The sequence below is a fragment of the Anaerostipes hadrus ATCC 29173 = JCM 17467 genome (assembly GCF_030296915.1).
Classification (GTDB): domain Bacteria; phylum Bacillota; class Clostridia; order Lachnospirales; family Lachnospiraceae; genus Anaerostipes; species Anaerostipes hadrus.
This window is the reverse complement of sequence record NZ_AP028031.1, coordinates 1,144,046-1,165,854: the sequence shown is the minus strand read 5'-3', so window position 1 is coordinate 1,165,854 and position 21,809 is coordinate 1,144,046. Positions and strand designations below refer to the sequence as shown.

The 21,809-nt window shown below is 36.6% G+C and carries 21 protein-coding genes; 3 read left to right on the top strand and 18 right to left on the bottom strand.

The window, feature by feature from the left end; translation table 11 throughout:
• Positions 1 to 34 precede the first annotated feature (34 nt).
• Both spoIIP and gpr read right to left on the bottom strand, forming a co-directional pair.
• Positions 35 to 1,108: a stage II sporulation protein P gene (gene spoIIP / locus QUE18_RS05670; RefSeq protein ID WP_173783011.1), complete on the bottom strand. Its 1,074-nt coding sequence runs from the start codon at positions 1,106 to 1,108 to the stop codon at positions 35 to 37.
• Positions 1,109 to 1,165: 57 nt separating this feature from the next.
• A complete protein-coding gene (gene gpr / locus QUE18_RS05665; RefSeq protein WP_009203480.1) occupies positions 1,166 to 2,011 on the bottom strand; it encodes a GPR endopeptidase in 846 nt (281 codons plus the stop codon).
• Positions 2,012 to 2,207: 196 nt separating this feature from the next.
• Here gpr and rpsT point away from each other — a divergent pair, with 196 nt between their 5' ends.
• The gene (rpsT, locus tag QUE18_RS05660; protein ID WP_022091686.1) at positions 2,208 to 2,471 is read left to right on the top strand and encodes a 30S ribosomal protein S20; all 264 of its coding nucleotides are present in this window, start codon (positions 2,208 to 2,210) and stop codon (positions 2,469 to 2,471) included.
• 118 nt (positions 2,472 to 2,589) lie between these two features.
• Here the strand turns inward: rpsT and holA are convergent, their stop codons facing one another.
• The 11 genes from holA to argC all read right to left on the bottom strand — a co-directional run bounded on the left by holA (position 2,590) and on the right by argC (position 14,141).
• Positions 2,590 to 3,570, bottom strand: a complete 981-nt coding sequence (gene holA, locus QUE18_RS05655; protein WP_022091687.1) for a DNA polymerase III subunit delta — start codon at positions 3,568 to 3,570, stop codon at positions 2,590 to 2,592.
• Between the two features lie 56 nt (positions 3,571 to 3,626).
• Positions 3,627 to 5,816, bottom strand: coding sequence for a DNA internalization-related competence protein ComEC/Rec2 (locus QUE18_RS05650; protein ID WP_009203482.1), 2,190 nt, complete (start codon positions 5,814 to 5,816; stop codon positions 3,627 to 3,629).
• 3 nt (positions 5,817 to 5,819) lie between these two features.
• Positions 5,820 to 6,338 carry a GerMN domain-containing protein gene (locus tag QUE18_RS05645; protein WP_008392898.1) on the bottom strand — a complete coding sequence of 173 codons (519 nt, stop codon included), beginning with the start codon at positions 6,336 to 6,338 and terminating at the stop codon, positions 5,820 to 5,822.
• A 9-nt stretch (positions 6,339 to 6,347) separates the two neighbouring features.
• The gene (locus QUE18_RS05640) at positions 6,348 to 7,748 is read right to left on the bottom strand and encodes a sensor histidine kinase (protein WP_008392899.1); all 1,401 of its coding nucleotides are present in this window, start codon (positions 7,746 to 7,748) and stop codon (positions 6,348 to 6,350) included.
• Positions 7,749 to 7,776: 28 nt separating this feature from the next.
• Positions 7,777 to 8,466: a response regulator transcription factor gene (locus QUE18_RS05635; RefSeq protein ID WP_008392900.1), complete on the bottom strand. Its 690-nt coding sequence runs from the start codon at positions 8,464 to 8,466 to the stop codon at positions 7,777 to 7,779.
• Between the two features lie 16 nt (positions 8,467 to 8,482).
• Positions 8,483 to 9,049, bottom strand: a complete 567-nt coding sequence (locus QUE18_RS05630) for a helix-hairpin-helix domain-containing protein (RefSeq protein WP_009203483.1) — start codon at positions 9,047 to 9,049, stop codon at positions 8,483 to 8,485.
• Between the two features lie 86 nt (positions 9,050 to 9,135).
• Entirely contained in the window at positions 9,136 to 9,639 is a 504-nt protein-coding gene (locus QUE18_RS05625; protein ID WP_009203484.1) for a DMT family transporter, read from the bottom strand.
• A gap of 1 nt (position 9,640) precedes the next feature.
• The gene (locus QUE18_RS05620; RefSeq protein WP_015530235.1) at positions 9,641 to 10,834 is read right to left on the bottom strand and encodes an aspartate aminotransferase family protein; all 1,194 of its coding nucleotides are present in this window, start codon (positions 10,832 to 10,834) and stop codon (positions 9,641 to 9,643) included.
• Between the two features lies 1 nt (position 10,835).
• Entirely contained in the window at positions 10,836 to 11,777 is a 942-nt protein-coding gene (argB, locus tag QUE18_RS05615; RefSeq protein ID WP_008392904.1) for an acetylglutamate kinase, read from the bottom strand.
• A 70-nt stretch (positions 11,778 to 11,847) separates the two neighbouring features.
• A complete protein-coding gene (argJ, locus tag QUE18_RS05610) occupies positions 11,848 to 13,074 on the bottom strand; it encodes a bifunctional ornithine acetyltransferase/N-acetylglutamate synthase (RefSeq protein ID WP_009203485.1) in 1,227 nt (408 codons plus the stop codon).
• A gap of 26 nt (positions 13,075 to 13,100) precedes the next feature.
• Entirely contained in the window at positions 13,101 to 14,141 is a 1,041-nt protein-coding gene (gene argC / locus QUE18_RS05605) for an N-acetyl-gamma-glutamyl-phosphate reductase (protein ID WP_008392906.1), read from the bottom strand.
• Between the two features lie 300 nt (positions 14,142 to 14,441).
• Between argC and QUE18_RS05600 the strand changes: the two genes are divergently transcribed.
• Positions 14,442 to 15,671 (top strand): argininosuccinate synthase, encoded by a 1,230-nt coding sequence (locus QUE18_RS05600; protein ID WP_008392907.1) that lies wholly within the window; start codon positions 14,442 to 14,444, stop codon positions 15,669 to 15,671.
• Between the two features lie 568 nt (positions 15,672 to 16,239).
• On the opposite strand, the gene QUE18_RS05595 is transcribed toward QUE18_RS05600, so the two are convergent.
• From QUE18_RS05595 to QUE18_RS05575, 5 genes are all read right to left on the bottom strand, one after another.
• Positions 16,240 to 17,358, bottom strand: coding sequence for an IS110 family RNA-guided transposase (locus tag QUE18_RS05595; RefSeq protein WP_044925645.1), 1,119 nt, complete (start codon positions 17,356 to 17,358; stop codon positions 16,240 to 16,242).
• Positions 17,359 to 18,090: 732 nt separating this feature from the next.
• Positions 18,091 to 18,612, bottom strand: a complete 522-nt coding sequence (locus QUE18_RS05590) for a nitroreductase (protein WP_008392908.1) — start codon at positions 18,610 to 18,612, stop codon at positions 18,091 to 18,093.
• 37 nt (positions 18,613 to 18,649) lie between these two features.
• On the bottom strand, positions 18,650 to 19,183 hold the full coding sequence (locus QUE18_RS05585; RefSeq protein WP_009203660.1) for a DUF3877 family protein: 534 nt from the start codon (positions 19,181 to 19,183) through the stop codon (positions 18,650 to 18,652).
• 21 nt (positions 19,184 to 19,204) lie between these two features.
• On the bottom strand, positions 19,205 to 19,663 hold the full coding sequence (locus QUE18_RS05580; RefSeq protein ID WP_008392910.1) for a hypothetical protein: 459 nt from the start codon (positions 19,661 to 19,663) through the stop codon (positions 19,205 to 19,207).
• 102 nt (positions 19,664 to 19,765) lie between these two features.
• A complete protein-coding gene (locus tag QUE18_RS05575) occupies positions 19,766 to 20,191 on the bottom strand; it encodes a putative ABC transporter permease (protein WP_009265752.1) in 426 nt (141 codons plus the stop codon).
• 227 nt (positions 20,192 to 20,418) lie between these two features.
• On the opposite strand from QUE18_RS05575, the gene argH reads away from it, so the two are divergent.
• Entirely contained in the window at positions 20,419 to 21,801 is a 1,383-nt protein-coding gene (gene argH / locus QUE18_RS05570; RefSeq protein ID WP_009265753.1) for an argininosuccinate lyase, read from the top strand.
• Positions 21,802 to 21,809: the final 8 nt, after the last annotated feature.

Sequence of the window (21,809 nt, the reverse complement as noted above, 5' to 3'; positions counted from 1 at the left end):
TTTCAAGTACATATGTCTTTTCAGACACTCCATTTTAGTATAACACATTATTTAATAATTCAGCAAGTAAACTCATAGACGCTTTTGCTTCTGATAACGTATTATTCTGCGCACCAACTTCCACTAACAAGCTTCTTCCTCTGTAGTGCAGATTATAACGATATCCTTTTACGTAAATTTTTCGTGTAAATCCAGGGTATTTCAAAGCAGCCTGTGCTTGCAATTGCAGGCTGAACGCAAGATTTGTCTGCTTATTTGGATTCTTTAAATATTTGATATTTCCATTTGTTGCTGTACGGCTCATTCCATTAAAAAACATGATCTGCGCCATTCTCTTTCCATTTTGTCTCGTCACAAGCTTTGTCGATTCATTGACTCCATCCCTGTGCAGATCGATCACAACCTGAATGGATGGATATTTTTTTAGATTCTTTTCAATTGCAGTTGCTGCATAATTATAAGCCTTAGATCGCTCCTCTTTTCCGTTTTTTACATCGTAAATGTTACGATCATGTACAACCTTGATATTTTTTTGCTCCAATCTCTTCGTTAAAACATCTCCAACACCGATCACAGTATCTGATTTTCTTCCTTTCCTGCTGCCACGGTATGCCTCACTCCCATGTGTATGATAAATTAAAATCTGCGGTTCATCAGATTTCCTTAATTTTAAGTTCGTGTTTAATAAAACTTTTCCATTTAACTCATTCTCTGTCGCCATTGTCGTACTGTCGATCTGATAAATATATTTTCTTAAATATTTTGAATTTTCCCATTTTTTTGCATGAAACAACTTTTCTTCTTTTTTTACCTCCTCTACCACCTCATCCGTTGTTTCATCATCCTGAAAATAATAATCTTGCTGTACCAGATCTTCTTCTTTTTTATCCTTATAATCTGTGCGATATTGTAAGATCGGTACTGTTTCCTGATAATACATACGGACCATGTCCGATAGAATATTTCCCGAAAATGTCACTTCCTTCTTAGATACTGCCGGAAAAAATCCTGTCATGATCCCATGATAATAATGATCCATGAATTCTAAAACCATTCCCTGCACATTGATCTTCTGACTGAAAAAAATGATCAGAAAACAACCGATCATAATACTCAATATCCATCTCTTTCTTTTCTCCATACTTTCATTGTATTCATTCATATTTTAATTATGCAGTAAATGATTGATTCCTTCAGATATCGTATAACTGATCCGTTTCATAGATTCATCAATATTTTTTGGTGTAACATGCATGGAAATAAATTCTTCATCAATATTTTCAGAAACATTTTCCAGAGATTTTTCTCCAAAAACATCATGAATGATCGCTGGAACAGAAATTACCGTTGGAACACCAATTGCAAGAACTGGAACACCGATCGTATGCTGTGTAATCTCATTTCTATGGTTTCCAACACCTGAACCCGGTGCAATTCCCGTATCGCTGATCTGGATCGTTTTATTTAACCTGCTATAACTTCTGGCCGCCAGAGCATCGATCACGATAACAACATCTGGTTTTATCCGGTCTGCTAATGATTCTAAAATCTCACTTGTCTCAATTCCCGTCTGTGCCATAACCCCCGGTGCGATCGCACTTAGTTCAAATTGATAGCTTGCGATCCCCTCTTTTTGCAAATGTCTTGTAATATATAGATTGTTCACAACTTTAGGTCCTAACGAATCCGCTGTCACATTAGCATTTCCAAGTCCTGCGATCAGTATTTTTTTCTTTTTGTTTAACATTTCCTTTAAATTTAAAAACAATGCTTCACTCATTTCTTTATGAAAACTACCATCGTTTGTCGACAGATCTTTCGCCTCGATCGTAATATAGGTTCCCTTTGGTTTTCCTAAAGAGTCCTCCCCTTTTTTGTTTTTGATGATGATCTTTGTTTCTTTTATATGATTCGTTGTATCAATTCTTGTCTTTACGATAATTCCTGACTGTGCAGAGCCAATATTCTTCTCTTCTTTTAATTCCAGTGCCAGATCTGTACGATTTTGCATTGATTTTGCCTCCTTTTTTCTCTAGTATGTGATTGTTTTTAAAAAAATATTACATTTTTTCCCCAAAGATATTGACAAATTCAATCATTTTCTATAAGATATAACAGTATGTTTTGTGTATAGCTAACCGTGTCTCGCTATAGACAAGATTCAAGAAAAGAAAGAAATTTAAGTTATCATATTGGAGGTGCCCACTTTGGCAAATATTAAATCAGCAAAAAAAAGAATCAAAGTTATCAACACAAAAACAGAAAGAAATAAAGCAATCAAAACTAAAGTTAAAACATATATCAAAAAAGTAGAAGCAGCGATCGCAGCTAACGATAAAGCAGCAGCTTCTGAAGCTTTAACAGCTTGCATTTCTGAAATCAGCAAAGCTACTTCTAAAGGAATCTTCCACAAGAATACAGCTTCTAGAAAGATTGCTCGTTTATCTAAAGCCGTTAACGCTATTGCTTAATCAGATATCAAGAAACGAATTTTAATAAAATTAACCCGAAAAAAAGAAGCCACCGTCAGGCTTCTTTTTTTTCATCATTTTTATTATACTAGACTTCTTCTATCTTAAATTGATTGATTTATTTCTGACTGAACTGGATCAACAATAGTTCTACCCCAACTCTGTCACTGATCTTTCCTGTTTTAATTGATTCATCAGTTTTTGCACATGCTTCGATCATATCTCTGAGTGTATCCATTGAAAACATTTTCGCTTGATCTTTTAACTTTCCTGCAACAAATGCTGGAACTTTCATCTGCTTTGCGATCATCCCATTGCTCTTTCCAAGACAATCTAAATCTTTCACCTGAAGCAGCTGATTACACTGTCTGACTAACAATGCCAGAATTCCAAATGGTGATTCCTTTAACTCGATCAGATCATAATATAGTGTCAATACTTTTTCTCTTTGCTTTCTCGCAATTGCCTCAAGCATCACAAAGATCTGATTTGTCGTCTGAGAAGATGTCAACTCTTCCAGATCACGGATCGTAATTTCTTCTCTCTCTCCAACATAGGAGATCAATTTCTCTAATTCATTTTTTAAAGTATACATATCAGATCCACAGCGATATAAAAAACTTCGCATCGTTGCAGATGACATCTGTTTTCCTTCTTTCTTAAGCAATGAGGCCAGCCATCTGGATAATTCTTTATCTCCAGCAGATTCAAAACATACCGCATGTCCTTCCTTCGAAAGAAATTTATAAATCTTTGAACGCTTATCTACACTATCTTCTATAAAAAGCACAACACTTGTATCCGAGGCTTCCTTTAATCCTTCAATAAACGTATCATCACTTTTCTTTCCAAGTCCTGTTTCATCCAAGATCAAAAACCTATGATCACTAAAAAACGGCAGTGTTTTAGCAAGTTCAATAATCTCTATCGCATCAGCCCTTTTTCCTTCAAAATAAGAATAGTTCATCGTATCATCTTCTGAAACTAATGCTTTTTTTAACTGGTTTTTCATCTGGGAGATCATATATTTTTCTTCCCCGTAGAATAGATAAAAACGTTCGTATGTATTTGTCTTGATATCTTCTAATATTTTCTTCATATTCTTTGCATCTCTTTCTATAGCTTTTGATAGTATACCTTTTTTTTGAAAGATTTTCAACCATCTCTTCTTTTGAAAAAAATAATCGCACCACTTCGATCTGTTCTATAAATCTTTGTGCGATATGTCTGTAGTCTGTGGATAGTTTCTAGATGTGGGTGTCCATATCTATTTTGTTTTCCACAAGAGATGACCGTCTGTTTCGGCTGAACCTTTTGTAAAAATTCATTACTCGTGGAATTTTTTGATCCATGATGTGCTGCTTTTAATATATCTGCTCTTTCCAATTCTTCTGATAATAGTTCTTCTTCACCTTCTTTTTCCACATCTCCCGTTAACAGCACCCGATATCCAAGTATTTTTCCCTGCATTACCAACGATGCCGCATTCTTTTCCATCTGACTGTTCTTTTGAGGATGCAACACTTTCAAACTTCCATCTTTTGTAGTGATCTGCCTTCCTCTTGAAAGATAAAAAATAGTTGTTCCTCGTTTCTTCGCTATACCTATGATCTTTTTCATTGTCTCATCTTTTGGAATCTCTGGAAGCCCAAGATACTTAATTTTCCCCATCTCAAGTAATTCCTTGATCCCAGAATAATGATCGATATCCATATGACTGATCACCGCAATCTGAATCTTCTGATACCCCAGATATTTCATATACGGAAGAATCCGATATCTTCCAACCTGATCTTCACTGCTGCTTCCACCATCAAATATGATCGCCCCAGACTTCGTATCTGCTACAAAACAATCTCCCTGCCCAATATCAAGAAATGCCAGACTCTTTCTTCTTGCCATTGGAATCCATATCAAAATGATCATGATAACATAAGCCAGACTGATCCTGATATGTCGATTTTGTCCATTTTTCTTCCATATCCACAATCCTGTCATAAAATAAAATAAGAGTACCCATAAAAATGGTACATGTCCGATCGTCAACATCCCATAAGACTGTCTGGAAATCCACAAAACCCCTTGGATCATCCATGAGATTGCTTCATGAAATACGGTATACGGCAAAAAAATCAAAAGAAAAGCTAAAGTAAAAGCACACGTTGCCAGTGGTACTGCTGCTACATTCGCAAGAAAAGAAAAAGCTGGAGCTTCATATTGAAAATATATGATCAATGGCAGCATCCCTATCTGGATAAAAATACAAAACGATAAAGATTCCTTCAACTTATAATATTTACCTTTCATCTTTGGTTTAACAAGTTGATAAATTGCGATCACAAAAACTGCTGTAAATGAATATAAAAAACCCGTATCATAGATTCTGTACGGACACATTATAAGTAAGACAATTCCTGCAAAAGCTCCTGCAGACATCATATCATAGTGTTCTCCTAATATCTCTGACAGGAAGTAAACACCCAACATCATCACTGCACGAAGTGACGATCCCGATCCACCTGTTAAAATACAATAAAACACTGCGCCTGTCATTCCTGTCAGTGAACCAACTACAAAATTTCCACACCACTTGCGAACCAATTTATATACCCTTCTTCCTGCCAACGATATATGAAGTCCTGATACCGCAAGTAAATGAATTAATCCACTTTCCTTAAAGTCATCTTTAGCCTCATCACTCAGTCCATTTTTATCACCTATTAACATCCCCTTTAAGAAATCACTTACTTCATTTTTGTATTGAATTTCTAACTGATGTTTCATGTACTCTCTACATTGCAAGATCTTTTCCTGAAAATATATATTTTGATGTCCTTCGATCTCAATATTTTTCGAATATACATGATAGTAAATTCCTTTACTGAAATAATAATGTCTGCTTGAAAATTGGCCAGGGTTAGCTACATCTTCCCATTCTTCTAATTCTCCTTGAAACCGAAGAATATCTCCTGGAATGATCTTTTCATCCTCGGGTGTATATAAAAGGATCTTCCCCTCCAAATTTTTATTTTTTAAAAGTACTGCTAACTTTCCCTTCTTTGTTTTCGATACTTCTAAAACTCTTCCCATTGTATATTCTGTTGCCTTTTCCTTTACCTGGATCAGATCAAGTTTCATGGAAGTCTTAAAACCTAACGATAATAAAATTCCTGCAAGTATTCCAACTACAATCCATCCATAACGCCTATCACTAAAAATCAAGGACGCCAACAGACAAATACCTGTCAATAGATAAAAAGCCGCTGTCATGGACATAATATTCCATACAACGGCTGTTCCGGATAACACTCCGGCAAATATAAGAACCATCGGTCTTTGTTTCATAAATTATTTCATTGGCAACTTACCAAATACAAAACTATCTCTTCCAAGAGCACCAATTGCTGTACCATCTGTATCAAGCATTGGCTCTCCAGAAATTGAAAATGATACATAATTGATATCTTTTAACTGAGTCAGTGTATATACAATACCAGCACGGCAGATCAAATCTCTATTCTCTGAAATTCGTTTATACCCTGTCGAAAAATCAATCTCAACGATATTTGTATTCACTGATACACCATTGATCATAATTCTCTTTGGAATCACTGAGCGTATCTTATCACTCTTTGGAGTCTGTTGAAGTTTCTTTAATAAAATCTTCACTTTCTGCTGCTGATTCCCTTCAAGCTCCACATTTTCTTTCTTCATGATCAATTTCGTAACATCATTATTAGTATAGTAAATTGCTGTTCCTTTTTGATTGCCTTGGTCATTGGTTTCTTTTTTTGACCGGCATCCTGCCACTAAAGTCATCAAAGCCAGACAAAGCAAAAAGATCATGCATAATTTTCTTTTCTTCATCTCTTCCTCCTAGCCTTTATACTTTAATGGAATTCTAAGTGTAAATGTTGTTCCTTCACCAACCTTACTGTATAACTTAATCTCTCCATTATGAAGAGAAACAACGCTCTTTGTGATCGCTAATCCAAGTCCTGTGCCTCCAGTATCTCTTGATCTTGCTTTGTCCACGCGATAAAAACGATCAAATACCTGATCCTGGCAATCCTCAGGAATTCCAACACCAGAATCTGCAACTTTCACATAAAAATACTTATGATCTGCATTCAGTGTCACGCGGATCCACCCATCATCTTTGTTATACTTGATACCATTCTCGATCAGATTCGTAAGCCCTAAAGACAACTTCACTTCATCAATCTCTGCTGTTACCGGACGGAAACTTTCAAAGATCAATTCGATATTACGCTGCAGAGCCAATGGTTTTAAACGCTTCATGATAATCTCCAACAATTCATTGATACTTACTGTTGTGATCTGAAGCTGCGCTGCTTTCTTGTCTAGTTTCACCAGAGATAACAGATCTGAAATGATCACGTTCTCACGGTCGATCTCAGCAACGATATCCTGCATGAATTCTCGATATAATTCAGCCGGAACCTGATCTCCCTGCTGAATTAAGGAATCTGCAAGAACTTTCATCGATGTCATTGGTGTCTTTAACTCATGCGATACATTCGATACAAACTCCTGTCTTGAATCTTCCAACGTCTGCATTCTTCCAAGAATCTCATTAAAACGCTGCACAATACTGCGTACTTCTAGGAATCCTGTCTCTTCAATGGATTCATCTTCATGACCAGCCGCAATAAAATCAACATCTCTCTGAATCTTCTTTAAATCTCTCGTCAGCAGATAACTAATGATCATTGCCATTGATAATCCACAGATGATACATGCTACCAGCAGCATATTCCTGCGATGCTCCATCTCCGTAACTGCTCCCATCATATCCTCAGATGGCACAGTCGCCTGCACAGCTCCCAGGATATGATTCTGCTTTCCAGCTTTTGATACGATCGGAACCATCACTTCGATATACTTTCCACTCTCTGATACAATCCTTGTCTTCTTTCCATCCATAACATCCAATACATTATCATTTAAAAAGAATCTAGACTGAAAATCTGTATGAGTATCCTTGATGATCTTATAATTATTCTTAATTACGATGATCCGCCCATTCATACTTGCTGCAAGTTCATCAATCTGATTAGAAAGAGAGTTGGAGCCATCATCTAAATGAAAATCGACTCCAACTACCTGATCACCAAGCCAGCTACACTGACTGACCACACTATCCACTTTCTGGTCATATGTTTTCTGACGATATCCATCATTTAACAACTTACTAAATAAAACTGATATCAATGTCGTCAGAAGGAAAACTGACAAGAAAATAAAGAACTGCATACTATGTAAAAAGGCAAATCTGTTCTTCTTAGGACTGAAAATAGTAACCTACCCCCCACTTTGTATGTACATAGTCCGGTACTCCCGGATTCACTTCGATCTTCTCTCTCAATCTTCGGATATGCACGTCAACCGTTCTTGCATCCCCCGGATAATCATATCCCCATACTGTATTCAACAAATCCTCTCTGCTGTATACTTTGTTTGGATGAAATACCAGTAACTCTAACAAGTCAAATTCTTTCGCTGTCAGGTTCACTTCTTTGCCATGAATATGCACTCTGCGGCTTTCGCAGTCAATCTTTAAACCTCTGCATTCTACAACCTTTGCTGATTCTTCTTCTTTCACATCGTGATGTGCGCTTCGACGTAAGATTGCTTTGATCCTTGCCTTTACTTCCAGAATATTAAATGGCTTTGTGATATAATCATCTGCCCCATATTCAAGGCCAAGAATCTTATCCATATCTTCTCCCTTAGCCGTCAACATAATGATCGGGACGCTAGAGAATTCACGAATTGCCTGACAAACCTCAAACCCAGTCAGTCCTGGAAGCATTACATCAAGAAGAATAATATCATATTGATTCTCTTTGGCTTTCTCTAATGCTTCTTCTCCATCATAAGCACAATCTACTTGCATCTCATCTTGTTCCAGACTGAATTTGATGCCCTTCACAATTAGTTTTTCATCATCAACAACTAAGACCTTCCTCATTTTTCCACCTCTAAAATTATATTGTTATCTTGTCTTTGATCTTATGATATATCCCCTCTTTAATTCCCTGAATCTTCATAATATCTGAAATATCAGAAAAAGGGCCATGTTCCTCTCGATAAGAGATAATATCAGAAGCCTTCGCTTCCCCTATCCCTGAAAGCGTCATCAACTCCTTGACACCTGCAGTATTGATATTGATCTTTCCAGAGGAAGATTGCACTGCTTTGGAATCAGATCCTTCATTCTTCGCTGTCTGTTTCTTTGACGGAATCGTTATCTGCTGCCCGTCTTTCATCTTCTCTGCCTGATTAATACTCTCTGCTGAAGCCTTCTTAGTTAGTCCACCAGCTGCTTTCACAGCAGAAACAATACGTTCACCTTTCGAAAAACGATAAACTCCTGGATGTTTTACTTCTCCACATACATAGACATAAATAGTTTCCTTAGAAGAAGACTTCTCAGCCGTTGTCTTTGTCTCCTTCTTTGGTTCTATCGATACTTCCTTCCTGCGGCTACATCCAATGGACATCATAAAAACCATCAGCAAAATGGTTATCACTTTAACTCTTCTAAACAACATAAACCTCCCGGTCTTATGCAAAGAGTCTGGAACATGTAAATCTAACTTCTATTTTAGCGAAAATTATAATACTTTACAAGAGATATTTATGATTTCCATTTAAATATTATCAATCCTGTGACAAACAAAACCACTCCTAAAAGCTTTACCCATGCAAAAGCTGTTTTTTCCACACCAAACAGACCGAAAACCTCGATCAGATAGGAAACAACACTTTGTGATGCGACAATCAGCATTGCTGACTGTGCAGGTCCTAAACTTGCCACACTTTTGATCACTGTAAATGTGATTGCCGCTCCGATCACTCCTCCTAATAAAAGGTATCTTGGGCTGACCTTTAAAAGCATCGTAAAACTTTGTTCCCTCTCAGCGATCAACCAGATTAACAAACATGCGAGAAATCCTGTTGCCTGTACAAATGTACTCGTTGTCCATGTACTGCTTTGTTTAGTTACTTCTGTGTTAAATACACCTTGAATACTCATTAAAGCTCCTGAAATCAATGCAATGATCAATCCAAACATATAAAAACCTCCATGAAAAACTATCTTTTTACGGATAGTTTTTCCATAGAGGTCTTTTTTATACATTCTATGCGATACAGTCTTCTAAAATAGAAATCATCTCATCTACATGTTCTTTTTCAATCACAAGCGGCGGTACAAAACGAATGACATTATTTCCTGCAGAAATTATGATCAATCCTTTCTCCAGTGCTTTCTTAACGATATCACCAACTGGATGATCTGCATTAAATTCAAGTCCTTGCATTAAAGCAATTCCGCGATGCCCTGTAATACAATCATGCTTTTCTTTTAACTCTTCTAACTTATCCCATAGATAAGTACCAATTTCTTTTGCATGTTCTGGAACCTGTAACTTCTCAAACTGGTCAAATACTGCATTGATCGCCGCTGCTGCAAATGGATTTCCACCATAAGTTGTTCCATGATCACCTGGTACTAAAGCCCCATCAGCCTTTTCACCTACAACAAACGCCCCAACAGGAACACCACATCCAAGCGCTTTTGCAAGTGTTAAGACATCCGGTTTTACTCCATAAAGATCATGTGCAAACAAAGATCCACAGCGCCCCATTCCACACTGAATCTCATCAAAGATCAGTAAGATATCTTTCTCATCGCAGACTTTACGAAGTCCCTCTAAGAATTCTTTATCCGCTGGGAAAATTCCACCTTCACCCTGAACAACTTCACATATGATTCCACAAGTTTTATCTGTGATCTTTGATACAACATCTTCTAAGTTATTGAATTCTGCAAATACAGCACGAAATTCTTTTGGAACAAATCCATCCTGATAATGACTGTTACCAGTCACTGATAAAGCTCCCTGGCTTCTTCCGTGGAATGAATGATTCATTGCGATAAATTCATAATCTTTGGAATCGTCTTTATTATATGCATATTTTCTTGCAACTTTTAACGCACCTTCGATTGCTTCTGTTCCACTGTTTGTAAAGAACACTTTTTTAAGCCCTGAAGCATCGACAATCTTCTTTGCAGCTTCTACTGCTGGAATATTGTAATATAAGTTTGATGTATGGATCAATTTATCAATCTGGTCTTTTAATGCCTGATTGTATGCTTCATTTCCATATCCTAATGCAAATACAGCAATTCCTGCACCAAAATCCAGATATTTCTTCTGGTCAGCATCATATAAATAGACACCTTCACCTTTTTCTAATACAACTGGAAAACGATTGTATGTCTTTAAGATATACTGTTCTCCCTGCTCAATATATTCCTGCTGCGTTTTCATCTTAACATCCTTCCTCATCTTCTTCGTTGAATAATGGTTTATCAAATAATGGTTCTTTTAAGATGGCTGTTCCAATACCTTTTTCTGTGAAGAATTCCAGTAACAGACAATTTGTTAAACGTCCGTCTAAGATATGGACTCTGGATACTCCACCTTCGATCGCTTCAATACAGTTCTTAAGTTTTGGAAGCATTCCTCCTCCAACAACTCCGTTATCGATAAATTCTTTTGCCTGTTTAAGATCCATCTCAGAGATCAATGTTGATTTATCTTCTGGATCTACGAATACCCCTTCGATATCAGTTAAGAATACTAGTTTTTCTGCATTCAATGCTTCTGCAACTGCACATGCTGTGTCATCCGCATTAATATTATATGGTTCATAGTTATCTCCTAAACCAATTGGAGAAATAACTGGTACAAAATCATCTTCGATCAATGCTTCAAGAAGTGTTGTATCGACACTCTTAACCTCACCGACATATCCAAGATCTTTTCCAGGCATTTCTTTTTTCTTTACACGGATCATTTCAGCATCTTTTCCAGAAAGACCTACGGCTTTAACCCCAACTTCTGCCATCATGGCCACCAGTTCCTGATTGACTTTAAATAATACCATTTCAGCAACTTCCATTGTCTCTTTATCTGTCACACGAAGTCCATGGTAAAATTCTGGTTCTTTTCCTGACATACGAACCCATTTACTGATCTCTTTTCCACCACCATGTACGATGATCGGTTTCATACCTACTAGTTTTAATAGTGCAACATCTCTGATCACGCTTTTTTGAAGATTCTTGTCTTTCATAGCGCTTCCACCGTATTTTACAACAACGTAACAGTTATTGAAACGACGGATATATGGTAATGCCTCTGTTAATACTTTTGCTTTTTGTTTTGACTGCTCGATCAATTCGTTAATTTCATTTCTCATCTGTTCCATTGATTCTTCCTTTCATAGTTGTCTGCTTTTATGCCTTTTATTTTGTCGTCTATCTATAATAATCTTATTCTTATGATCGGTAATCTGCATTAATTGTTACATAATCGTGTGTCAGATCACATCCCCATGCAGTTGCTTCAAACACTCCATTATGAACATTAATATCTGCTGTCACTGCATCTGCAGATAATACTTTCGTTGCCTCATCTTCAGAATAATCTGTTGCAATTCCGTCTTTTACGATCTCGATCACACCATCCGCACTTTTTAAACTAATATCAACCTTGACTGGATCAAAATCAACTCCAGCATAGCCAAGTGCACAAAGAATTCTTCCCCAGTTTGCATCTTTTCCGTAAATTGCTGCTTTTGTAAGACTTGATGTTACGACAGATTTGCTTAAGATCTTCGCATTTTCTTTGGAGTCTGCACCAGCTACATGAACTTCAAATAAACGTGTACATCCTTCTCCATCCCCTGCGATCTGTTTTGCAAGAGACTGGTTAACATATAATAATCCTTCTCTGAATGCTTCATAGTCTGCATCTTTTTCTGTAATTTCTTTATTTTCTGCCATTCCATTTGCAAATACAAAAACTGTATCATTTGTAGATGTATCTCCATCAACTGATACCATGTTGAATGTATCTTCAATGAGTTCCCTCTGCAGTTCTAATAATAAAGCTTTATCGATTGCTGCATCTGTAGTGATAAATCCAAGCATTGTTCCCATGTTTGGGTGAATCATTCCAGAACCTTTGCACATGCCTGCAATTGTAACTGTCTTTCCATTGATCTCTACTTCTACTGCCGCTTCTTTTGGTTTTGTATCGGTTGTAAGGATAGCCCAGGATGCATCTTCTTCACTTTGTCTGTCTGCTTTTAATTCTGGAACTAACTTCTTGATTCCTTCTTTGATCACATCCATTGGCAGCTGCTGTCCGATAACTCCTGTGGAACCTACGACAACTTCCTCTGGTTTAATATCTAACAATTTCGCTACTTCTTTTGCTTCGGTTACTACATTCTCATATCCTTGTGCACCCGTACATGCATTTGCAATTCCTGTATTAATTACCACTGCTCTGACTGCTTCTTGTTCTTCTACAATCTTCTTTCCCCATAAAACTGGAGCGGCTTTTACAATGTTCTTTGTAAATGTTCCTGCGATCTTTGCTGGCACTTCACTTACGATCATTGCCATGTCTTTGTTTGTCTTCCCTGGTTTCACTCCGGCACGAAGTCCTGCACATTTAAAACCTTTTGGAGCTGTTACTCCGGCATTGATGATCTTCATAATTCTAGTCCTTCCTTACCAAAGCCCTATGGGAACATTGGTACTAATTCTAATCCTTCAGTTTCTTTTAATCCAAACATAAGATTCATGTTCTGTACGGCCTGTCCAGCTGCACCTTTTACAAGGTTGTCCATGGCACCCATCATGATAATACGGTTTGTACGTTTATCGATCTTAAAGTTGACATCCACATAGTTACTTCCCTCTACCCATCTTGTCTCAGGGCAGACATCTTTATCTAACACTCTGACGAATTTTTCATTCTTATAATAAGAGTCGTAGATTGCTTTCACTTCTTCGTAACTTACATCTTTCTTAAGTGTTGCATATGCTGTCACTAAAATTCCACGGTTCATTGGAATTAAGTGTGGTGTGAAGTTTAATAATACTTCTTCTCCAGATGCATAGCTTAACTGATCTTCGATCTCTGGCGTATGTCTGTGAGTTGCAACTCCATATGCTTTGATATTTTCATTTACTTCACAATATAAGTTATTGACTTTCGCACCACGTCCAGCTCCGGATGTTCCTGATTTAGCATCGATGATCACACTGTTCATCTCAATGAGTCCTTCTTTCGCCATTGGATAAATGGATAATGTAGAACATGTTGGATAGCATCCTGGGTTAGCGATCAGTCGTGCTTTCTTGATATCTTCACGATTGATCTCGCAAAGTCCATAAACTGCCTCATCAATAAATTCTGGGCTCTGATGTTTGATCCCATACCATTCTTCATATCGATTTACATCTTTAATACGGAAGTCCGCACTTAGATCAATGATCTTAACTTTAGATAAGATTTCTTCTGATACTAAAGAACTACAAAGTCCCTGCGGTGTTGCTGTAAAGATCACATCCACTTTAGATGCAAGCTCATCCATGTTATCATCCAGACATTTGTCATCAACGATCTGGAACATATTTCTAAATACTTCATAATATTTCTGGTCTATATAACTTCTGGATCCATACCATACAACCTCTGCATCTTTATGCTGTGTAAGGATTCTTACAAGTTCTTGTCCTGCGTAACCTGTGGATCCAATGATTCCTGCTTTGATCATGTTAATCTCCTTGTCCTTCTCTTTATAATGTAGGTTATTTTTTTAATCATTGTTCATAAGTATACAACTGAATTTTAAAATATGCAATAGTTTTGTATAAATATGCAATTATTTTTCATTTTATTCATTTTTATATTATAAATATTCATTATTTTCGAAAATAATCCTTGCAAAAGATGTAAATATAACGTATATTAGTAAACAAGCAAATATTTATATGAACATACGGGATTTTCAATATCAGATCCTATATATAATAGGAAAACATCCCGTCAATATACACTTAGGAGGATTTATTTCATGAAAGAAAAAGTTGTTTTAGCATATTCCGGAGGTCTTGATACTACAGCTCTGATTCCTTGGCTTAAGGAAACATTTGACTATGAAGTTATCTGTTGCTGTGTTAACTGTGGACAGGGTAACGAATTAGATGGACTTGATGAAAGAGCAAAATTATCCGGAGCATCTAAATTATATATCGAAGATATCGTTGATGATTTCTGCGATAACTATATCATGCCATGCGTACAGGCTGGTGCTGTATACGAACATCAGTATCTTCTTGGAACATCTATGGCTCGTCCAGCAATCGCTAAGAAATTAGTTGAAATCGCCAGAAAAGAAAATGCTGTTGCAATCTGCCACGGTGCCACAGGAAAAGGAAATGACCAGATCCGTTTTGAACTTGGTATCAAAGCATTAGCTCCAGACATCAAGATTATTGCTCCATGGCGTATGACAGATGTATGGACAATGCAGTCTCGTGAAGATGAGATTGAATTCTGTGAAGCACACGGAATCCACCTTCCATTTGACGCAAGCCACAGCTACAGCCGTGACCGTAACTTATGGCATATCAGTCACGAAGGTCTTGAATTAGAAGATCCTTCTTTAGCACCAAACTACGACAACATGCTTGTTTTAGGAGTAGCTCCAGAAAACGCTCCTGATAAAGATACAGAAGTTACTATGACATTTGAAGCTGGTGTTCCTAAAACATTAAACGGAAAAGAAATGAAAGTTTCTGAGATCATCACTGAATTAAACCGTCTTGGTGGTGAAAATGGTATCGGTATCGTTGATATCGTTGAGAACCGTGTTGTAGGAATGAAATCCCGTGGTGTATATGAAACTCCAGGTGGAACAATCTTAATGGCAGCTCACGATCAGTTAGAAGAATTAATCCTTGACCGTGAAACAATGGAAGCTAAAAAGAAACTTGGAAGCCAGATGGCTCAGGTTGTATACGAAGGAAAATGGTTCACACCACTTCGTGAAGCAATCCAGGCATTCGTTACATCTACTCAGCAGTATGTAACAGGTGAAGTTAAATTCAAACTTTACAAAGGTAATATCATCAAGGCTGGAACTACTTCTCCATACAGCTTATACAACGAATCTTTAGCATCTTTCACAACTGGTGATATGTATGATCATCATGATGCGGATGGATTTATTACATTATTTGGACTTCCTTTAAAAGTTCGTGCTATGAAGATGCAGGAAGCTGAGAAGAATAATAATAAATAAATTCTGATTGTAATGATGTTACATGTATAAGTCAGAAAGAAGATAAGAAGAAATATTTATAAGAAAAAAGGGTGACACTCCGCATTTTTGAAAGCGTTTTTTACAAATCGCCGATCCGCGCCTGTTCCTTCGATAACTGATATGTAATGACTTTTGTCAATAGTAAATTAACAGAAATCACAACAAATGTTTATTTTATTGTTTCTGAAGACATCCAGAAAGAGTTCCGATGTATCAGTTCCCGGCATTGGCCACTCTGATATACGTGGATTGGTTACCGACAGGTCAATGGTCCGCCGCGAACTCTAGCTGTCTCACTGGCGTGGATCACAGATATTACTGCGCCAACAGAGTTATCTCGTAGATAGTTCAAACCTAAACATATTCGAAACTCTTTCGGGATGCCTTCAGTTGCAACTTTAATTACAGGCTGGATGATGTATGCGGCAGAGACCGGCTTACATCATCTTGATTATCATTTCTAGCACATCGATCAGTATGTCAAGACTACGCAGTACCGCCTTTGGCGGCTTGGTCTTGATATAGTGATCAATGTGCTATATTTATATCAGTAAATATTATCTGTCATCATTCCCCATATAAAACAAGCAAGCTCTCTTGCAACTGCTATTTTTGCAATATTATATTTTTTACCATCTTTCAGAACCATCTGGTAATAACGCCGTCTCAGACGTTCATTTGCCCTGTCTGCATAATTGATTATCTGCGGTGAATTTCCCGCCTGTCGTGATCTTAAGACTCTTGATTTATATCCGATCTTTCCACGGGTATAACTTTGTGCGGATTCTACCAACAGTCTGCGTACATGGGTGTTCCCTGCTTTTGTAATGCCAAGTCCGTTTCTGTCATCGCCACTGGAATGTTGTCCAGGTACCAATCCAAGATACCCTGCAAACTTTCGTGCAGATACAAAACGCTGAAAGTCTCCAACTTCAACAATTACAGATAACGCAGTATGTATCTTGATTCCTAGAAAACAGGTTAACTTACTGACAGATTCTTTATACTCTTCTTTGGATGCTAGTTCTTCAATCCTCTGATCCAGACGGTTCAGTTTATCTGTCAGGATTGTATAAGTCAGCAGATATTCATCAAGTATTTCTTTATAAAGACCCTCTGTTTTTAATGATCTCAGCCATTTCACATGTTTTGCTGTCCAGTTACCACTTCCATCATACTGATAACCCTGACGTAAACAGAAGGCAAGGATCTGTTGTTTAATCTTTTTCAATTCCGCTTTATGATCATCACGCATACGGATGAATTCTTTTGTCTGATTATCCATTTTCGTTGGAATATGTACCGGACTGTAATTGTGCTGTGCCAGAGATTTTGCAATGATCTCTGCATCTCTTTTATCAGTCTTAATCCTTCTTTTGCTGCGTTGTTCGAGCATTGTAGTTGGTGCAAGGATCACACATTCCACATTAAAATTTTCCAATTGATGATACAAAGAATACCCAAGGCATCCTGCTTCGTAGCCACACACAAATCTTGTATCTTCTCCATATATAGTGCGAAGAAATGCAAGATATCTTAATACATTCTTGTAACTGGCTGGTGTTCTCTGGTAATGAGATGCCTTTTCATCTTCATATTTGCAAGAACAAAGAGTAAAACTTTCCTTATGAACGTCCATTCCTACGTAAACTGTGTTATAATTCATATAATGACCTCCAATTTGTATGCGGTAATCCCTGTTACCATTGTTAGTTTCCAATTCATAGTATACAGGTAAATCCACGATCCTACAAACTTGGGGGTCATTACATATTGTCTCACTTGCTGCGAGCCAAAATGCCCGCAGCTCCGTTCAGACAATCGACCACAGGGCGCTGCGAATTTGTAAAAAACGCATTCAAAAAGTGCTCATGTTGTCACCCTTTTTTCTTATAAATATTTCTTCTTATCTTCTTTCTGACTCATACAACAGAACACTATTCAAATCACTACACAGTGTGTATATTAAACGGTATTGGTTAATGATTTCTCTTATCTTAATTTCTACGAAACCTTAAATTGCGAGAATTTTCAGCTATCGATTACCTAAATATATAAACAATACAGTAAAACATACACACCACCTTAAATTTTCCAATCTTGTGAATTGTCCACCCTATAGACTTCAGGTATATGATAAAAAATAAATAAGCAACCGAAAGCGATGCATTGGAATTTTGCCATATTTTGAATAAATTCGCAGCCCAATTGGACGAATGTCTGAGCTTCAAAGACTTTGGTCTTAGACAAAACTCCAGAGCGAGTTTTCGTAGGAAATTGGGCGAATCAGCGATTTGTTCAAAATATGAGCAAAATTCCACCGCATCGCTTTCGGTTGCTTATTTATTTTTTATCATATACTGAAAGACTACAGTTGGCCAACTTACAAAATTAAAATTTATTCTACATAGTACACCCAATTATCTTTACGTTCAGGAATTCCCGGATACTCTCCATCGACATATCCAAGTACGCAATGTCCGATTCCAACATAATCCCCTTCAATTCCCAGAGATTTTAATAATTCTTTCCCTTCTTCACTTTCAAATTCTTCTTTTGCTCTGTGGATCCAACAGCTTCCGATTCCTAAATCATGAGCTTCTAACATTAGATTTGCCATAACAAGACTTCCGTCATAGACTGCTGTTGGACGGTTTTTGTCTGCTAAGACAACCAATACAACAGGTGCTCCATAAAATGGGTCGGTGTCTGTTCCCATGATATCTGCATTCCATTTAGACAGTTTATCTCTCACTTCTTTGTTCGTAACTGCAAGAATAATCGGTGACTGCTGTCCCATTCCTGTGGCTGCGTAAGTTCCTGCTTCTACGATCTTATCAATGATCTCTTTTGGTACCATATCTGATTTGTACTTTCTGATGCTTCTTCTTGTTTTGATCATGTCTAATAATTCACTCATAACTTATTCCTCCTGTATATATTCATAATAACATTGTTTAAAATCCGAAATCTTCATAATCTTCTGGTAAAAAACGGTGATAGATGATATGACATCCCTCATCGTGAAAACAGTAATAATATGGATCTTCATTTTCTTCTGAAAAACGGATCAGATAATCAAATTCTCCATTATGAATTTCTTCTACAAACATGTTTTTATCATGTTGTTTAAATAACGCAATAATATCTTCCATTTTACATCCGTGTTTTCCAACGATTTCTACCAGTTCTTTGATAAATTCATTTGGGTTTGTATTTTCATGGACGTAGTTACTGCCTTCTTCTGAAATATAGAAGCAAAATCTTTCTTTTTTGCTAGTAACTTTGATATCTCCTAAAGTTTCTTTGATAAAATCTGGTATTCCATGAAGTCTGTTTTTCATCTGTTCTTCTGTATCCTGTGTTTCAAAAAAATGGTTTAACGAACTTAATGGATAGTACAGACGGATACTTTCTCTTCGAAATCCCAATTTTGCCTGTTCTTCCTTGATAATGTCAATCAAATTTTTATAAAGACGTTTATATCCCATGATGTCTTCCCCTATTATATTTTATTCACTCTTTAAAATCTTGTTGATGCTTTTCATCATTTTTTTCGCATCTTTTCCACCAGAATATCCCATGCGGTATACATGATTATCTAGAAGGATTTCTCCTGAATCACTGATCACAAGCATTTTATTTCCAAATAACATGATCATCTGTGGCTTACTAGAATCACTCATCTGAGATGAGTTAGTTAATGTCTTTGTTGTAAAATGATAAGAATACTGATCTAAAACATTAACGATCTCTGTGTATTTTTTATCATCTTTTTTATATGAATATACCTGCTGTTTTTTCTTACCATTTGCATCTTTTGTTACAGTATCAGTCGAAGTAACCTGAATCATTTTAGATGATGCTGTATATTTTTCAAAAGAATATGGTGAGAGCATAACGATCGCAATGATTGCTACGATCAAAATTGCTACAAGGATCTTCATTGTCCTTCCCATTGTAAATTTCATTTTGTTGTTCCTCCAATCTACTATTTGTACCTATAATAGATTAACAGAATTTCTCTCAAATGTCGATAGCTTTCCCTGTGAACTACTATTTATACTACATTCTTAAAAAATCTTATAATGTGGCTTTTCTTCATTGAATAATTTGTATCTTAGAAAATCATCCAGCACGATTGCTACACTTGAAATAAGAAACCAAAATACCGAGTACAATAAACAGATCTGCCCCTTAAAGTTATATGGAAGATGCGAATAATCCCAAATATCCATCTTAAGCCATATATTTACAATAAAACCTGTAATAAGTTCTAATACCGTGATGATCACAGAAGATAATACCATCTGACTAATAAAACTTATCTTGATCTTTACATTTTCGTTTAGAAGCCCACAGCAAAGGAAACATGCCCCACCACATAAAAACATCGAATAATGTGAATATCCACGTACTAAAACTTCCAGCAAAAAATATGCCATTCCTCCAATCGCAAACAGGATTGTATATTTTTCTATCTGATATCTCTTTTTCATAGTCACCGCCCATTTTCATAACTTTCTTTTTATTGTGCGTTAATTTTTCTCTGTCTATTCTATCTTAATTCAAAGAATCTATATGATGAGAGTGTCAAAAATAAATTTTTCCCCTTTGATGCAAAAAATTTGTGGCAAAATCGAGTTATTTCATGTAGAATAGAAAAGTAAATTCATTTGATTTTATGATAAAGAATAAAAATATATACAGAAAAGAGGAAACACTTATGGCACAATTATGGGGCGGTCGCTTCACAAAAGAAACAGATCAGTTAGTTTACAACTTTAATGCATCTATTTCCTTTGACCAGAAATTTTATAAACAAGACATCCGCGGAAGTATTGCACATGTTACGATGCTTGCAAGTGTTGGTGTATTAACAGAAGAAGAACGTGATCAGATCATCGATGGTTTAAAAGGAATTTCAAAGGATATCCAAACTGGAGCAGTTGAGATCACAAGTGAATATGAAGATATCCATAGCTTTGTAGAGGCAAACCTTATTGATCGTATCGGTGATGTTGGAAAGAAACTTCACACTGGAAGAAGCCGTAATGATCAGGTTGCTTTAGATATGAAACTTTATACAAGAGATGAAATTGTTGATATCAAATATTTATTAAAAGAATTAATGGAAACACTTCATCGTATCATGAAAGAACACATTGATACATTTATGCCTGGATTTACACATCTTCAGAAAGCTCAACCTGTCACTCTTGCTCACCATGTAGGTGCTTACATGGAAATGTTTAAAAGAGATTACAGCCGTTTAACTGACATTTATGATAGAATGAACTACTGTCCTTTAGGAGCTGGTGCTCTTGCAGGTACTACTTATCCATTAGACCGTGAACAAACAGCTTCTTTGCTTAATTTTTATGGTCCTACATTAAACAGTATGGATTCTGTATCTGACCGTGATTATGTGATCGAGCTTTTATCTGCTCTATCTACGATCATGATGCATTTAAGCCGTTTCAGTGAAGAAGTTATCATCTGGAACTCTAACGAATACAAATTTGTATCCATTGATGACGGATTCAGTACAGGAAGCAGTATCATGCCTCAGAAAAAGAATCCTGATATTGCTGAGTTAGTTCGTGGTAAGACAGGACGTGTCTATGGAGCTTTAACTTCTATCCTTACAACAATGAAAGGAATCCCTCTGGCATATAACAAAGATATGCAGGAAGATAAAGAACTTACATTTGACGCGATCGATACTGTCAAAGGATGTATTTCTTTATTTAATGGAATGATGAATACCATGACATTTAACAAACCACAGATGGAAAAAAGTGCAAAACACGGATTTACAAATGCAACTGATGCTGCGGATTATCTTGTAAATCACGGTGTTCCTTTCCGCGATGCTCACGGAATCGTTGGGCAGCTTGTACTTCTTTGTCTTGATAAACATATTTCTCTAGATGAACTTCCTCTAGATGAATACCAGAAGATCAGCCCTGCTTTCGAAGAAGATATTTATGATGCCATCAGCATGAAAACTTGCGTTGAAAAACGTAATACGATCGGAGCTCCAGGACGTGATGCTATGAAAAAAGTTATTGCGATCAATGATACTTATTTAGCTAATCTCAAATAATAAGGAGA

Coding starts and splice junctions, on each gene's coding strand:
- spoIIP (WP_173783011.1), bottom strand. CDS start 1,108: ATGATCGGTTGTTTTCTGATCATTTTTTTCAGTCAGAAGATCAATGTG.
- gpr (WP_009203480.1), bottom strand. CDS start 2,011: ATGCAAAATCGTACAGATCTGGCACTGGAATTAAAAGAAGAGAAGAAT.
- holA (WP_022091687.1), bottom strand. CDS start 3,570: ATGAAGAAAATATTAGAAGATATCAAGACAAATACATACGAACGTTTT.
- QUE18_RS05650 (WP_009203482.1), bottom strand. CDS start 5,816: ATGAAACAAAGACCGATGGTTCTTATATTTGCCGGAGTGTTATCCGGA.
- QUE18_RS05645 (WP_008392898.1), bottom strand. CDS start 6,338: ATGAAGAAAAGAAAATTATGCATGATCTTTTTGCTTTGTCTGGCTTTG.
- QUE18_RS05640 (WP_008392899.1), bottom strand. CDS start 7,748: ATGCAGTTCTTTATTTTCTTGTCAGTTTTCCTTCTGACGACATTGATA.
- QUE18_RS05635 (WP_008392900.1), bottom strand. CDS start 8,466: ATGAGGAAGGTCTTAGTTGTTGATGATGAAAAACTAATTGTGAAGGGC.
- QUE18_RS05630 (WP_009203483.1), bottom strand. CDS start 9,049: ATGTTGTTTAGAAGAGTTAAAGTGATAACCATTTTGCTGATGGTTTTT.
- QUE18_RS05625 (WP_009203484.1), bottom strand. CDS start 9,639: ATGTATAAAAAAGACCTCTATGGAAAAACTATCCGTAAAAAGATAGTT.
- QUE18_RS05620 (WP_015530235.1), bottom strand. CDS start 10,834: ATGAAAACGCAGCAGGAATATATTGAGCAGGGAGAACAGTATATCTTA.
- argB (WP_008392904.1), bottom strand. CDS start 11,777: ATGGAACAGATGAGAAATGAAATTAACGAATTGATCGAGCAGTCAAAA.
- argJ (WP_009203485.1), bottom strand. CDS start 13,074: ATGAAGATCATCAATGCCGGAGTAACAGCTCCAAAAGGTTTTAAATGT.
- argC (WP_008392906.1), bottom strand. CDS start 14,141: ATGATCAAAGCAGGAATCATTGGATCCACAGGTTACGCAGGACAAGAA.
- QUE18_RS05600 (WP_008392907.1), top strand. CDS start 14,442: ATGAAAGAAAAAGTTGTTTTAGCATATTCCGGAGGTCTTGATACTACA.
- QUE18_RS05595 (WP_044925645.1), bottom strand. CDS start 17,358: ATGAATTATAACACAGTTTACGTAGGAATGGACGTTCATAAGGAAAGT.
- QUE18_RS05590 (WP_008392908.1), bottom strand. CDS start 18,612: ATGAGTGAATTATTAGACATGATCAAAACAAGAAGAAGCATCAGAAAG.
- QUE18_RS05585 (WP_009203660.1), bottom strand. CDS start 19,183: ATGGGATATAAACGTCTTTATAAAAATTTGATTGACATTATCAAGGAA.
- QUE18_RS05580 (WP_008392910.1), bottom strand. CDS start 19,663: ATGAAATTTACAATGGGAAGGACAATGAAGATCCTTGTAGCAATTTTG.
- QUE18_RS05575 (WP_009265752.1), bottom strand. CDS start 20,191: ATGAAAAAGAGATATCAGATAGAAAAATATACAATCCTGTTTGCGATT.
- argH (WP_009265753.1), top strand. CDS start 20,419: ATGGCACAATTATGGGGCGGTCGCTTCACAAAAGAAACAGATCAGTTA.